This window comes from Ferrimonas sp. YFM (assembly GCF_030296015.1).
Lineage (GTDB): Bacteria > Pseudomonadota > Gammaproteobacteria > Enterobacterales > Shewanellaceae > Ferrimonas.
Genome location: NZ_AP027368.1, coordinates 927,342 through 941,699, shown reverse-complemented (window position 1 = coordinate 941,699; position 14,358 = coordinate 927,342). Strand labels below are relative to the sequence as shown.

Annotated in this window: 11 protein-coding genes; 10 read left to right on the top strand and 1 reads right to left on the bottom strand. The window is 57.2% G+C overall.

Annotated elements, in window-relative coordinates:
* Nucleotides 1–39: 39 nt before the first annotated feature.
* On the bottom strand, nt 40–2,769 hold the full coding sequence (locus QUE41_RS04495) for a cation-translocating P-type ATPase (protein WP_286341737.1): 2,730 nt from the start codon (nt 2,767–2,769) through the stop codon (nt 40–42).
* A 538-nt stretch (nt 2,770–3,307) separates the two neighbouring features.
* On the opposite strand from QUE41_RS04495, the gene QUE41_RS04490 reads away from it, so the two are divergent.
* The 10 genes from QUE41_RS04490 to QUE41_RS04445 all read left to right on the top strand — a co-directional run bounded on the left by QUE41_RS04490 (nt 3,308) and on the right by QUE41_RS04445 (nt 14,358).
* Nucleotides 3,308–6,214, top strand: a complete 2,907-nt coding sequence (locus QUE41_RS04490) for a TonB-dependent receptor domain-containing protein (protein ID WP_286341736.1) — start codon at nt 3,308–3,310, stop codon at nt 6,212–6,214.
* A gap of 399 nt (nt 6,215–6,613) precedes the next feature.
* Complete coding sequence (locus QUE41_RS04485; protein ID WP_286341735.1) at nt 6,614–7,969, top strand: Na(+)-translocating NADH-quinone reductase subunit A; 1,356 nt, start codon at nt 6,614–6,616, stop codon at nt 7,967–7,969.
* Nucleotides 7,969–9,168: an NADH:ubiquinone reductase (Na(+)-transporting) subunit B gene (locus tag QUE41_RS04480; RefSeq protein ID WP_286341734.1), complete on the top strand. Its 1,200-nt coding sequence runs from the start codon at nt 7,969–7,971 to the stop codon at nt 9,166–9,168. Before QUE41_RS04485 ends, QUE41_RS04480 begins: the two co-directional genes overlap by 1 nt.
* The gene (locus QUE41_RS04475; protein WP_286341733.1) at nt 9,158–9,922 is read left to right on the top strand and encodes a Na(+)-translocating NADH-quinone reductase subunit C; all 765 of its coding nucleotides are present in this window, start codon (nt 9,158–9,160) and stop codon (nt 9,920–9,922) included. The genes QUE41_RS04480 and QUE41_RS04475 overlap by 11 nt, the downstream gene beginning before the upstream one ends.
* Nucleotide 9,923: 1 nt before the next feature.
* Complete coding sequence (locus QUE41_RS04470) at nt 9,924–10,547, top strand: NADH:ubiquinone reductase (Na(+)-transporting) subunit D (protein ID WP_286341732.1); 624 nt, start codon at nt 9,924–9,926, stop codon at nt 10,545–10,547.
* A gap of 9 nt (nt 10,548–10,556) precedes the next feature.
* Nucleotides 10,557–11,165, top strand: coding sequence for an NADH:ubiquinone reductase (Na(+)-transporting) subunit E (gene nqrE, locus QUE41_RS04465; protein WP_286341731.1), 609 nt, complete (start codon nt 10,557–10,559; stop codon nt 11,163–11,165).
* Between the two features lie 32 nt (nt 11,166–11,197).
* Nucleotides 11,198–12,418 carry an NADH:ubiquinone reductase (Na(+)-transporting) subunit F gene (gene nqrF, locus QUE41_RS04460; RefSeq protein ID WP_286341730.1) on the top strand — a complete coding sequence of 407 codons (1,221 nt, stop codon included), beginning with the start codon at nt 11,198–11,200 and terminating at the stop codon, nt 12,416–12,418.
* A gap of 42 nt (nt 12,419–12,460) precedes the next feature.
* On the top strand, nt 12,461–12,691 hold the full coding sequence (gene nqrM, locus QUE41_RS04455) for a (Na+)-NQR maturation NqrM (RefSeq protein ID WP_028108630.1): 231 nt from the start codon (nt 12,461–12,463) through the stop codon (nt 12,689–12,691).
* Between the two features lie 132 nt (nt 12,692–12,823).
* On the top strand, nt 12,824–13,180 hold the full coding sequence (locus tag QUE41_RS04450; RefSeq protein WP_286341729.1) for a hypothetical protein: 357 nt from the start codon (nt 12,824–12,826) through the stop codon (nt 13,178–13,180).
* Between the two features lie 338 nt (nt 13,181–13,518).
* The gene (locus QUE41_RS04445; protein WP_286341728.1) at nt 13,519–14,358 is read left to right on the top strand and encodes a hypothetical protein; all 840 of its coding nucleotides are present in this window, start codon (nt 13,519–13,521) and stop codon (nt 14,356–14,358) included.

Here is a 14,358-nt window from a genome sequence, read left to right as displayed (position 1 = left end):
CGAAGAACCTTTTTTGTGCCTGGTCGATAGTGCGTCGTCCTATCTCTGCCGCCAGAGTAACCACCCCTTATGCAGCTCCATCACCACCATCAACAGCAGCGCCGCCAGCAGCAGGGATGTCCACTGCTCCAGGGTAACCGGTGCCGCCTGCAGAATCCCGGCTAGCCAGGGAGTGTGCATGGCCCATAGGTGCACCAATTGCGCGGCCAGGGTGCCAAACACCAGCAGAGGGTTACCCAGTATGGGGTGACGGAACAGAGATAAGGTTTCAGAGCGGCTGTTGAACACCTGAACATTCTCGAATAGCACCATCATCAGCAGGGTCAGGTTGCGCGCCTCATCCAGACTGGCCCCTTGGGCCAACTGCCACTGGAACAGCAGGAAAGCCAAGGGCCCTATGGTGAGAGCCGATAATATTACCCGCTCCAGCATCAACCGGTTGAAAATCGCCTCTTTCGGATCTCGGGGCGGCCGCTTCAGTTCGCTGCCCTCTGCAGGTTCAAACGCCAGGGCGATGTCCTGAATGCCATTGGTCACCAGGTTCAGCCACAGAAGTTGCACCGCCGTCAGGGGAAGAGGCAGGCCAGTGAACAGCGCCAGGGTAAAGAGCACCAGCTCAGCGGCAGCGGTGGAGATCAGCAGGAACACCACTTTTCGCACGTTGGCGTAGGCGACCCGGCCCTCTTCAACGCCGGCCAATATGGAGCTGAAGTTGTCATCCGTAATGATCAGGTCGCTGGTTTCCTTGGCCACCTCGGTGCCAGTGCTCCCCATGGCCACACCCACCTGTGCCGCCTTGAGTGCCGGAGAATCGTTGGCCCCGTCGCCACTGACTGCTACGAAGTGACCCAGGCGCTGGAGGGAGTGGACAATGTCCAGCTTCTGTACCGGTTCCACCCGGGCAAATACCCGTCCCTGGTCGACAATGGCGTCCACGGCCTGCGCCCCGCCTGCTTGCCTGAGTGACTCGCCGGTCACGATCTCATCGGCCCGTTCGGCCAGCTCCAGGTTTCTCGCCACCGCCAGGGCGGTAATGGGGTGATCCCCTGTGACCATCACCACCCGGATCCCTGCCCTCTTGCAGTCGGCCACCGCCTGAGCAGACTCCGGCCTGAGAGGATCCACCATCCCAACCAGGCCCAGCAAGGTCAGCTGTTTCAGGCTGGCATGCTCCAGTTCACCATCGCTGTGCAGCTGCGACGGCGCGGTTCCCTCCGCCACCGCCAGCATGCGAAAACTCTCCGAGGCCAGCGATTCCGCCACCCTCCGAAGCTCTTCCTCTTCCAGGGGCACATCCCCTGCCGAGGTCGCCATAGTGGTGCACATAGGCAATATCCGCTCTGGCGCCCCCTTCACTGACACCTGAACCCGGTCACCGCAGCGGTTGGCACTGGCACAGAACATCCGTTCAGACTCAAATGGCAGGCTGGCCACCTCAGGGCATTGCCCAAGCAGCGCTTCTTTCACCTGCCCCAGCTTCTTACCCATCACCAACAGCGCCACATCCACGGCATCCCCCTGCCCCTGCCAACTGCCATTGTGATGGAGCAGATGCGCGGGATTACACAGGAGCGCCGCCCATGCCAGACGCTGCAACCTCTGCTGTTGGTTATCGGTTATGGGGTCTTCACCTTCGACCCTGCCCGCTGGCTCCAGCCCCTCACCGCTGACCGTCAGTATCTTGTCTCCGGGCAGCACCACCCTTTTGACCGTCAGACGATTGACCGTCAAAGTGCCGGTCTTGTCGGAGGCGATGCAGGTACAGGAACCCAGGGCTTCCACAGAGATCAGTCGGCGAACGATCACCTGACGCTTCGCCATCCTCCCCTGGCCGATGGCCAGGGCCACGGTCAGCGCCACAGGCAAGCCTTCGGGTATCACCGATACCGCCAAGGCCACAGCCAGGAGCATAATCTCCATTAAGCCGGCACCGCGGTAAAGGGCTACCAGCGCCATCAGGGTCACCGCCCCCCCCACCATTAAGGCCACCCGTCGAACGAAGGTATCCATGCGTACCAGCAGCGGCACCTTGGCCTCGGGATCCCTCATCACCTGAGCGGCAATGCCGCCCAGTTGGGTCGCCATGCCGGTTGCCACCACCACTCCTGTGGCCCGCCCTCTTCCCATCAGGGTGCCGGCAAACGCCATATTGCTGCGGTCGCCCAACGGGGTATCGACGGGAAGTGCAGTGTCGTGACACTTGGTCACCGGCAGGGACTCACCGGTCAGCAGGGATTCATCGATGGCTGTGTCGTGACAGCTCACCAACCTCAAGTCTGCAGGAATCTTGTCTCCGGACTCCAGCAGCACCATATCCCCCGGCACCAATTGATCGGCGTCCAGGTCATAGGGTTCACCATCTCTAAGCACTCTGGCCCGGGTACCCACGACCCGCTGCAGGGCTTCGGTCGCCCTCTGGGCAGAAAACTCCTGAATGGTCCCGATGATGGCGTTAATCAGCAGGATGGCGCCGATGAACAGGGCATCGGTAACCTCATGGGTCACCAATGACAGCACAGCCGCCAGCATAAGAATGTAGATAAGGGGACTTCTGAACTGCCGTAGGAAGATCTCAAACACCCCAAGGGTGGGAGGCTTAGGAAGACGGTTGGGGCCAAAAAGCTTCAGCCTCTGGCCGGCCTCTTCGGCACTCAGCCCGGATGGGGAGCTGCCGAACCGGTCTAGCAGACCCTGGCTCTGCTCTGCCCAGGGGCTTCCCGGTTCAAGGCCTGGGGGGCACCTGCCCTCTCTGACTCGGTTTACGTTCATCGCTGCCAGCCCTCCCATCCCCTTAGGTATAGGTCAATGAGGAATGGCGCAGCCAGCTAAGTTAGTGATTCAGCTCAATTGATGCGTCAATTTTTTTCCCTTTGTTGCTCCAGTCGCCGAGCAGCACAAACTGTCCGGAAACTGGGCCAGTCCTATTCCCCCTCCAAAGTCATACCAACCCACGCTCATAAGCCGCAAAATCACCATTTCTCACCGCTATCTTCCGCAAATACCACGTGATCCTGCCCACATTTTCACCACTTGGTTCGTGGTCGCTTTTCAACCACGAAAAATCTTCATTGTTAACATAACCCCAGCTTACAACGCCCACAGCATGGGGCCTTGAACCTAAAGCGAGAGTAAACTCCTTCAATTAACGTCAATTTTCCATCACAACTCTAGATATGAAATCAACAACGAGTTAACATCCAGAATGTCAGGAGCAACATGTATTAACAGCCCCTAAACAAGGTTCACTTGCTCTTATCTCTGCCTGGGGGCTGCAATCCAATAATAAATCGACTTTAGGGAGAACAGCATGTTCGTGAAGTCTAGCTTGGCCAAGTCCGTAAGGCTGGCTGTAGTATTTGGCGCAGCCGCAACTTTGGCTCAGCCTGCTGTAGCCGCCGAGGAAGGCAATGACGAGGGAAGCGAAGTAGAGAAAATTACCGTTACCGGTTCTCGTATCGCCCGTCCTGAATTCACCCAACCAGCCCCCATCGTAAGCATCGGTTCCGACGAAATTGCCAAGTTCGGTAACGTCGACCTGGGTTCTATCCTGGCCGAACTGCCTGCAGTGGGTGCGACCGACACCATCATTGGTAACAACAACAGTAACGCCCTGGCCGGTATCAGCTCCGCTGACCTTCGCCGTCTGGGTGCCAACCGTACCCTGGTACTGGTGAATGGCAAGCGTCACGTAGCCGGTGCCCCTGGTTCCGCTCAGGTTGACTTGACCACCATTCCTGCCGCTCTGATTGAGCGCGTGGAAGTGATTACCGGCGGTGCGTCCGCGATCTATGGTTCCGACGCGGTATCCGGTGTTGTAAACATCATCCTCAAAGACAACTTCGAAGGCTTCGAGTTTGATGTGGGTTATGGCAACTCCATGGAAGGCGTGGACAACGAAGGCCACGTATTCAGCCTGGTGGGTGGTGCTGACCTGGCAGATGGCCGCGGTAACGTGACCTTCTTCGCCAACTACGACCGCACCAAAGAGGTAATGTCTACTCAGCTGAACCAGCTGGATGGTTGGGGCACTGTGGCCAACCCTGATGACACTGGCGAAGACGATGGCATTCCAGATCGTCTGCGTGTACCTCGGGTGTACTCCGAAATGATCAACGACACCGGCGTCATCAACCCCTTTGGTGGTGCTGCCGGCCGTTGGACCTTTGATCAGAACGGTAACCCCATGCTGCAAACCGAGCGCGACCTGTCCAACAGCTTCGCCTTCGGTAACTTCCCCAACGGCTGTGACACCTGTTTCAACCCTGAAGAGTACGAAAACTACATCCCAGGTGTTGAGCGTATTACCGTTGGCTCTACCTTTAACTATGATCTGACCGATAACGTTGAGTTCTACTCTGACTTCAAATACGTATCCTCAGACATCAAGCAGCAGTTCCAGCCTTCCTTCCGCTTCGGTAACATCAGCATCGACGTAGAAGACAACGCCTTCCTGGATGACGGTCTGCGTCAGACTCTGCTGGATGCCGGTCAAACCACCGTCTCCATGGCCAAGTTCTTCGACGAGCTGGGTAACCGCTCCGCCGACAACCAGCGTGACCTGTTCCGCTTCGTTGGTGGCTTCCGTGGCGACTTCACCCTGAGTGAAACCGACTTCAACTGGGAACTGTTCTACGTTTGGGGCGAAACCCGCAACGAGCGTAAGACTCTGAACGACCTGATCCCAGACAACCTAGTTGCCGCCATTGACTCGGTAATTGACCCAGCCACAGGCGAAGCCGCCTGTCGCAGTCAGGTGCCTAGTGCCCAAGGTGACGACTACGAAGATCCAGCGTCCGTTAACGGCGACCAGTGTGTGGCCTACAACCCCTTCGGTTTCGGCCAGGTATCTGACGCTGCCCGCGACTTCGTCTCTGCCGACGTAACCCGTAACGACAAGATCACTCAGCAGGTAATGGGCGCCACCTTGGGCACCGATTCTTCCGAGCTGTTTGAACTGCCTGGCGGTCCGGTAGACGTGGTAGTGGGTTGGGAATATCGTGAAGAGACTTCCGAAACCACCACCGACGAGTTCACCAAAGCTGGCTTCCTGACCAACGCCGCAACACCTGATTCCTACGGTGAGTACGACGTAACCGAATACTTCATCGAAGTACGTCTGCCTCTTATCGAAGGCATGACCGGTATCGAAGAGCTGACCCTGGACGGTGCATTCCGTGGCGCGGACTACTCTCACGCTGGTAACGCCGACGCCTGGAAAGTGGGTGCCTTCTACTCTCCGTTCGACGGCCTGAGCTTCCGCGGAACCATCGGCGAAGCGGTACGTGCGCCTAACGTTGCCGAAGCCTTCGATCCCCTGTCCCCTGGTTTTGCCCGTGTATCCGATCCTTGTGACGCGGACAACATCAACGACGATCCGGATCGCGCCGCCAACTGTGCTGCCCTGGGCATGCCTCCAGGCTTCGAAGCCAACGATAACGTGAGTGTTGATCTGCTCTCCGGTGGTAACTCTGACCTGAAGTCCGAGACCTCCAAGTCTAAGACTGTTGGTTTGGTGTGGAGCCCCAACTTCCTGGAAGACTTCTCTCTGACCGTGGACTACTACGAGATTGAGATTGAAGACGCCATCACCTTCGTTGAAGCTCAGGATGTTGCCAACAACTGTGTGGACGCCACCGGTGGCCCAGACGCCAACTTCTGTGGTCAGGTTGACCGTGACCCAGACACCTTCGACATCACCCTGGTTCGCTCCGGCTACCTGAACGCTTCTGCCCTGGAAACTTCAGGCGTCGAGTTCCAGGCCACCTACTCCATGGAAGTGGGCCCTGGTGACCTGGACCTGAACCTGGTTGGTAACCACCTGATTGAATACAAAGAGTTTGTATTCCAGGATCGTCCTGACGAGGTGAACTACGAAGAGGGTGAGGTTGGTGATCCAGAGTGGCAGTTCCGCTTCAGCGCCGACTACCGCTGGGATGACATGACTGTGAACTGGGTGACTCGCTTCATCGATAACTCCGTTACCTATGACGTAACCCCAGGTCCAAACGGTGGTTCCCCAGAAGACGTGAGCCCAGGATACGTTCCTAGCATCTTCACTCACGACCTGGGTGGTACCTACAACTTCAACGACACCGTACAGCTGCGTGCCGGTATCCGTAACCTGTTTGACAAACTGCCTCCAGGTTACACCGTTAACCCGATCTACGATCTGGTTGGCCGCCGCTACTACGTAGGCGTTAACGTTAGGCTGTAATCTCCCTGCCTAAACTTGAAAGGCGCAGCTCAGGCTGCGCCTTTTTTTACCTCCCAACGATCCAGCTCTCACCTGTAAAACCCTCCCCACGGCACACATCACGAACAACACTACGAAAGTGGCGGATTTCCATACAGAAAAAGTCATTTGTTGATCAAGCAACAATGGTTAGACCTGTAACGCGACAATTGGCGCCTCGTGACACACAAACAAAAAAACAATCAAATTCATCACCTTAATGCAATGAGGTCAATATTTAGGCATGCGTGCAATGTAACTTTATTCCGTTTTATTATTAGAATTTGCTTCACCTTTTACTACAAAGTGTGACCTCCCTAAAGGAAGTTGAAGCGATGAAGTTCTATCCTTGTCACAAATTTTTTGTAATCGAAGACTGCAATGGCGACGACAACTAAGGTAACGACCGTAAAGCGGGGGCTGGATGTGCCCCTGGCCGGTGAACCCCGGCAAGAGATCGACGGCCGCCTGTGTCCCTCCCATGTAGCCCTGCTCGGCGAAGAGTACGCCGGCCTCAAGCCCACCATGCTGGTGGAGCCCGGGGACAGGGTTAAGAAGGGCCAGCCGCTGTTTGAGGATAAGAAGCAGAAGGGTGTGCTGTACACGGCCCCCGCCGCCGGGGTGGTCAGCGCCATCCATCGGGGCGAACGCCGAGTGCTGCAGTCCGTGGTGATCGACATCGAGGGAGACGAACAGGTACTGTTCGACTGCTTCGACGATCTCGACGGCCTGACCCGGGAACAGGTGCAAAGCAATCTGCTGGCCAGTGGCCTGTGGACCGCCCTGCGCACCCGTCCCTTCTCCCGTGCCCCCAAGCCTGGCAGCGTCCCCGCAGGCCTGTTCATCACCGCCATGGACACCAATCCGGTGGCGGCTGATCCCAGAGTGGTGATCGCCGAGGAGGCCCAGTCCTTCGCCGACGGCCTCAAGGTGCTCAGCACCCTGACCGACGGCAAGCTGTACCTGTGTCACGACGCAGGTGAGGATCTGCCTGGAGCCGAACTGCCTCAGGTAGAAACTCATCGCTTTACCGGCGTACACCCTGCCGGCCTGGTGGGCACCCACATCCACCACATCCTGCCGGTCAGCCTGGAGCGTCAGGTATGGCACATCGGCTACCAGGATGTTATTGCGGTAGGCAAGCTGTTCACCACAGGTGAGCTGTACACCGACCGGGTGATCGCCCTGTCCGGTCCGGACATCGTCGATCCCCGCTTGGTACGCATCCCCCTGGGCGCAGAGCTGACCCGCCTGATGCGAGGCGAGCTCAAGCCCAGCCACTCTCGAGTGGTCTCCGGCTCCGTGCTGTCCGGCCATACCGCCGACGGCCCTCACGACTTCCTGGGACGCTTCCACAACCAGGTGACCGTGCTCACCGAAGACAGCGAACACGAACTGCTGCCCTGGGAACGCCCATCACGCAAAGCGTTCTCCATCGCTCGCAGTCTGGTTTCCCTGTTTGCCGGCAAGCAGAAGTTCGACCTGACCACCCAGACCGGGGGCTCCAAGCGCGCCATCGTGGCCTTTGGCCAGTTTGAGAAGGTGATGCCGCTGGATATCCTCCCTACCCTGCTGCTGAGAGATCTCATCTGCCAGGACACCGATGAAGCCCAGGCTTTGGGTGCATTGGAGCTGGATGAAGAGGACTTGGCACTGTGCACCTTTGTCTGCCCGAGTAAGTATGACTTCGGCAAGGAGCTGCGCACCTGTCTGGACATTATTGAGAAGGAAGGCTGATGAGCGGTTCCAATCCCAAAAAACGCCAGGAGGCGTATTACGCCCACGGCAACTCCATGAAGGCATTCATGCGGTCGCTGTTTGTCGCCCATGCCCGTCCGACTTCGGGTAAGGTGCACATCCGCGACGGCATCGATGTAAAACGCACCATGTGGGTGGTGATGTGGTGTCTGGTGCCCGCCATGCTGTTTGGCCTGTATAACCAGGGCCTGCAGGCGCAGATCGCCATCACCGGCGGCGCCGAAGCGGCCAATGGCCTGTTCACCGCCCTGTTTGGTGAGCTGAACGCCGACAGTGGCGCCCTGGCCAAGTTTGCCTATGGCGCCTGCCTGTTCCTGCCCATCTACGTTACCGCTCTGGCGGTGAACCTGTTCTGGGAAATTGTGTTTGCCCGTGCCCGTGGTCAGGAGCTGCATGAAGGCTTCCTGGTCACCTCCATGCTGTTTGCGCTGATCCTGCCGATCTCCACCCCCCTGTGGATGGTGGCCCTGGGCGTCACCTTCGGTGTGGTCATGGCCAAAGAGGTGTTCGGTGGCCTGGGTTGTAACTTCCTCAACCCGGCACTGGCGGGTCTGGCGTTCCTCTACTTCGCCTACCCCACGGTATTTGCTGCCCCTGAGCAGCTGGTGGCCGTAGACGGCTACACCGGTGCCACTGACCTGGCGCTGGCCGCCAAAGGCAAGCTCGACTTTGCGGATTACGCCTGGTATCAAGCGTTCACCGACTCTGCCTGGTGGGATGCCTTCCTGGGCCTGACCCCGGGCGCCATCGGCGAAACCAGCACCCTGGCCCTGCTGATTGGCGGCGGCCTGCTGATGCTCTCCAGCCTCTCCTCCTGGCGAATCGTCGCCGGTGTGTTCATTGGCATGGTGGCCACCGCCACCCTGTTCAATGTGATCGGCTCCAACTCCAACCCAATGTTTGCCATGCCCTGGACCTGGCACCTGGTCACCGGCGGCTTTGCCATCGGCATGCTGTTTATGGCCACGGATCCGGTCACCAGCACCTACACCCGTAAAGGGCGCTGGGCTTACGGCATCCTCATCGGTTTCATGGTGGTTCTGGTTCGTGTGGTCAACCCCAAGATGGCCGAAGGGATGATGCTGGCGATTCTGTTCAGCAACCTGTGGGCACCGATTTTCGATTACCTGGTGGCACGCACCAACATCAAGCGGAGGCTGGCACGCAATGGCATTTAATAAGGATTCCGTGCTGGGAACCATGATCTTCAGCGTGGTTCTCTGCCTGCTCTGCTCCTTCATGATCACCGGCACTGCCGAGGTCCTGAAAGAGCGCAAACTGGCGAAGAAGCGCAGTGAACTCAAGCGCTATGTGCTGGTTGCCGCCAATGTTCAGGGCGACGACATCGAGGACCTGTTCGATAACCGGGTCACCCCGATGCTGGTCAACCTAGACAGCGGCACCACCGAAGATCTCAGCGCCAACGAGATTCTGGATTTCGACGACCGCATGGCGGCCATCAACCCGGAGACCTCCATCAAGCCGAAGAAGGACACCGCCCGCATCAAACGCCGCGCCAATCAGGCTCGGGTGTTCAAGGTCACCGATGAGAATGGCCAGCTGACCAGTGTGGTGTTCCCCATCCATGGTAAGGGCCTGTGGTCCGTGGTCTACGGCTATGTAGCCATTCAACCGGACCTCAACACCATCGAAGGACTGGTGATCTCCGAGCACGGAGAAACCCCGGGCCTGACCGACTTCCTGAAAGACACCAAGTGGCTCTCGGGCTGGCACAACAAGCAGATCTTCGACGACAGCGGCAAGCCTGTGCTGGCGGTGGTCAAAGGCGGCGCCAAGAAAGGCGACGTTCACGGCGTCGATGGCGTCAGTGGCGCCACCAAGACCGGCCGGGGTCTGCAGAAAGCGGTGAAATTCTGGTTCGGCCCAGAGGGTTACCAGAACTTCCTGAACACCATTAAGAAGGAGGCCTGAGATGAGCAGTCGCAGTAATGCAGCCAAGCAGGTGCTGACCACTCCCATCTTTGCCAACAACCCGGTGGCCATGCAGGTTCTGGGTGTTTGTTCCGCCCTGGCGGTGAGTAACTCCATGGAAACCGCGGTGGTCATGACCCTGGCGGTGACCTTCGTACTGGTGTTCTCCAACCTGTTTATCTCGCTGATCCGCAACTTCATCCCCAACAGCGTGCGCATCATCGCCCAGATGACGGTGATCGCCTCTCTGGTGATCGTGGTGGACATGGTGCTGCAGGACGTGGCCTATGAGCTGTCCCAGAAACTGTCGGTGTTTGTGGGACTGATCATCACCAACTGCATCGTGATGGGACGGGCGGAAGCCTACGCCATGAAGAGCGGACCGCTGATGTCGGTCATCGACGCCCTGGGCAACTCCCTGGGCTATGGCGTCATCCTGGTAGGGGTGGGCTTCGTCCGCGAACTCTTGGGCGCAGGCACCCTGTTCGGTCATGAGGTGATCACCACCACAGAGAACGGCGGTTTCTACCTGGCCAACGAGATGTTCAAGATGGCTCCCAGCGCCTTCTTCCTTATCGGCCTGATGATCTGGGGCCTTCACGTGATTCAGAAGCGCAAAGGCTAAGGAGCGAACATGGAACACTATATCAACCTGTTCGTTCAGGCTGCCTTTATCGACAACATGGCCCTCTCCTTCTTTATGGGGATGTGTACCTTCCTGGCGGTATCGAAGAAGGTCTCCACCTCCTTCGGCCTGGGAATCGCGGTTATTGTGGTAATGGCCCTGGCGGTACCGGTCAACCAGCTGATCTACGTGAACTTCCTTAAGCCCGGCGCCCTGGCCTGGGCGGGAATGCCGAACCTGGATCTCAGCTACCTGAAGCTGATCACCTTCATCGGCGTGATCGCCGCCCTGGTACAGATTCTGGAGATGGTGCTGGACAAGTATGCTCCTGCGCTCTACCAGACCCTGGGGATCTTCCTGCCACTGCTGACGGTGAACTGCGCCATCTTCGCCGGGGTGATCTTCATGGCCAACCGCGACTACAACATGACCGAGTCCGTGGTGTTTGCACTGGGCTCCGGCTCCGGTTGGGCCATGGCCATCGTACTGCTGGCCGGCCTGCGAGAGCGGATGAAGTTCTCTGCCATCCCCGAGGGGCTGCAGGGTATCGGCATCACCTTTATCTCCACCGGACTGATGGCACTGGGCTTTATGGCCTTCGTGGGCATCGCCCTGTAACCCAATTTGTGACGATTTAAGAAGGTAACGCGATGGAAATGGCAATCGGCATCAGCATGTTCACCATAGTGGTGTGTCTGCTGGTCGCGGTGATCCTTATCGCCAAAAGCAAACTGGTCGCCTCTGGCGACGTCACCATCGGCATCAATGGCGACCCGGATAAAACGGTCAACACGCCAGCCGGTGGCAAACTCCTGGGCGCCCTGGCGGGCCAGGATATCTTTATCCCCTCCGCCTGTGGCGGCGGTGGCACCTGCGGCCAGTGCCGGGTGCATGTGAAGTCCGGCGGTGGCGAGATCCTGCCCACCGAACGGGACCACATCACCAAGAAAGAGGCCAAAGAGGGCTGCCGTCTCGCCTGCCAGGTGGCGGTGAAAGACGACATGGAACTGGAGATCGAAGAGGAGATCTTCGGGGTGAAGAAGTGGGAGTGTGAGGTTGTCTCCAACGACAACACCGCCACCTTCATCAAGGAGCTGCGCCTCAAGGTGCCCGAAGGCGAAGAGGTGCCCTTCAAGGCCGGTGGTTACATCCAGATTGAAGCCCCGGCCCATAAGGTCAACTACGCCGACTTCGACATCCCGGAGGAGTACCGCGACGACTGGGAGAAGTACGAGCTGTTCCAGCTGGAGTCCGTGGTCGAAGAGGACGTACTGCGTGCCTACTCCATGGCCAACTACCCGGATGAGAAGGGCCTGATCATGCTCAACGTGCGTATCGCTACGCCGCCGAGCAACGACCTGCCCCCGGGTAAGATGTCCTCCTACATCTTCAACCTCAAGGCCGGTGACAAGGTGGTGATCTCCGGTCCCTTCGGCGAGTTCTTCGTCAAGGAGGAGAGCGAGGCGGAGATGATCTTCATCGGTGGTGGTGCCGGCATGGCTCCCATGCGCTCCCACATCTTCGACCAGCTGAAGGCGAAGAAGACCAAGCGCAAGATGAGCTTCTGGTACGGTGCCCGCTCGGTGCGGGAGATCTTCTACCAGGAGGACTTCGATAGCCTGGCGGCGGAGAACGACAACTTCCACTGGAATGTGGCCCTGTCCGATCCTCTGCCCGAAGACAACTGGGATGGCTACACCGGCTTCATCCACAATGTGCTCTACGAGAACTACCTGAAGGACCATAAGGCGCCTGAAGATTGCGAGTTCTACATGTGTGGACCACCGGTAATGAACGCCGCGGTGATCAAGATGCTCAAAGATCTGGGCGTTGAGGACGAGAACATCCTGCTGGATGACTTCGGTGACTGATTAAGGGGCACCCTGTTGGGTGCCCGGATTTGGAGACAAGCTATGACCGCCTTTGCCACCACCTTTGCCATCATGCTGCTGGTGATCCTGATGATGTCCGTCGGCTATCTGTTCAGGCGCAAGACCATCGCCGGTTCCTGCGGAGGACTGGGGGGCGTCGGCATCGACAAGGTGTGCGACTGCCCAGAACCCTGCGACAAGCGCAAGGCGAAGATGGCCAGGGAGGCGGAGCTGGCGCGCCGGGAACGTTTCCTCAAGGAGCGCATTCTCTGAATCTGCCCCGATAATAATTAGGCACCTTGCGGTGCCTTTTTTATTACCTAATCAATAGACTCCATTTCTGGCAGCCGCAGATTTCTGATACTCTGGCCTCTGTTTTTCGCTTCCTGTTGCTCCGGAGACCCAATGAAGTTTGCTCTGCCCCTGTTGCTGTCGCTGACCGCCCTTAACGTTGCGGCCCAGGAGCTGGATCTCTCCATCGAAGTGGTGCTTCCCGGCACCCAACCCATGCAACTGGACGCCCGAGTGCCCGCCAACCAGTGGAGCGACCACCAGTTGGGTGACTACCGCCTCTCTCTGCAGCCCAGCACCCACAACGAGCAGATCACCGTAGACGCGGTGCTGACCAGTGGCGAAGGCGAACGCCTGAACCAACTGCTGATGCCAGCGGTGGTGATCAAGGTGGGCGAACAGGGCCGAATGGAGCTGGGAGAACCCCCCAGAATGCTGAGCTTCAGTGTCGGCGCCGAACTGGCGGATTGATCCTGCCGCACCTCTCTCAATGGCATGGCCTCATGCAGGCCTGTCACACTCCAGCTCACAGCTTATCCCTTTCATTATCCTACTGCTTTACGCACATTTTCCTTACAAAGTGTAATTAACCCGGCGATTTGGTTTATCAACTTTTGAGACGCAGATCCCAGTTTGTGCACTCCTCTTTACGATTCTTTAAGTTTGTTTGTTTTTTGTGCTTTTTCGTTTTGCATACCATATGCACTAATGATAGCGTCTCGTGTCCGAAATAAAATTCGAGGGGAATATTTAGTAAAAACTAATTTAATTCAGGGTTAAAAACCAAAGCCTAAATTAGGACAACGATAATGAAAATATGCTCATTTTTGGTCGCATCCATACTTTGGATAGCGCCTTTTTTAGCGAGTGCAGAAAATATTCAGGACAGATGGAGTGATCCTGAAGAGAGCCGTTGGTCAGGCTTTCTTAGTGTCGACTACACCCAAAACAAATACAGTGCTGGTGCATATTTGGCAGAACGTAACTATTCGGCAACAGCGATCATTCGCTATTCGCTGAATAATGATTCACGGCTACAGGCCGTCATCTCCGGTTACCACGCCAGTGATGGTGACGAGTATGGTAGTCAGGGAGATTTCTGGAGTGACACCTCCCTGTCCTGGTCGAGAAACAACCTCTGGAAGCCAAGCAAATCAAGCACCTTAAGTGGAGAGGTGCGTCTGATCCTACCCACTTCCAAGTTCTCCCGCCGACAGGATCTGGAGTTCGGTGTTCGCGGTAGCCTGCGCGTCAGCTTCAATCTGAGCGACTATGTAGATGGCCTCTACATAGGCGACAGTGTGCGGCTAAGAAAGAACTTTCATGAATACAAGACAGCTGGTGACCAAAAACTGTCCGAATATCAGGCAAGCAATCTATTTACCATCGATTACTTCTTTGCCGACAGGTTCAACTTCAGCACCTACTTAATCTCCAGATACGGCTGGGATTATGACGGCGACAATATCTACCCAGACCTAATTCATGGTGAAGAGCTTGGTTACCAGCTCACGGACAATATCGATATCGCCATCGGTATGACCAACGGCATCACCTACTACAACCAGGAACGTGGCACAGACCCAATTCATGACTTCGTCGATCTCGACAAGATGAATTACTACTTCGTTGCCAACTATCAGTTTTAA

Coding starts and splice junctions, on each gene's coding strand:
- QUE41_RS04495 (WP_286341737.1), bottom strand. CDS start 2,769: ATGAACGTAAACCGAGTCAGAGAGGGCAGGTGCCCCCCAGGCCTTGAA.
- QUE41_RS04490 (WP_286341736.1), top strand. CDS start 3,308: ATGTTCGTGAAGTCTAGCTTGGCCAAGTCCGTAAGGCTGGCTGTAGTA.
- QUE41_RS04485 (WP_286341735.1), top strand. CDS start 6,614: ATGGCGACGACAACTAAGGTAACGACCGTAAAGCGGGGGCTGGATGTG.
- QUE41_RS04480 (WP_286341734.1), top strand. CDS start 7,969: ATGAGCGGTTCCAATCCCAAAAAACGCCAGGAGGCGTATTACGCCCAC.
- QUE41_RS04475 (WP_286341733.1), top strand. CDS start 9,158: ATGGCATTTAATAAGGATTCCGTGCTGGGAACCATGATCTTCAGCGTG.
- QUE41_RS04470 (WP_286341732.1), top strand. CDS start 9,924: ATGAGCAGTCGCAGTAATGCAGCCAAGCAGGTGCTGACCACTCCCATC.
- nqrE (WP_286341731.1), top strand. CDS start 10,557: ATGGAACACTATATCAACCTGTTCGTTCAGGCTGCCTTTATCGACAAC.
- nqrF (WP_286341730.1), top strand. CDS start 11,198: ATGGAAATGGCAATCGGCATCAGCATGTTCACCATAGTGGTGTGTCTG.
- nqrM (WP_028108630.1), top strand. CDS start 12,461: ATGACCGCCTTTGCCACCACCTTTGCCATCATGCTGCTGGTGATCCTG.
- QUE41_RS04450 (WP_286341729.1), top strand. CDS start 12,824: ATGAAGTTTGCTCTGCCCCTGTTGCTGTCGCTGACCGCCCTTAACGTT.
- QUE41_RS04445 (WP_286341728.1), top strand. CDS start 13,519: ATGAAAATATGCTCATTTTTGGTCGCATCCATACTTTGGATAGCGCCT.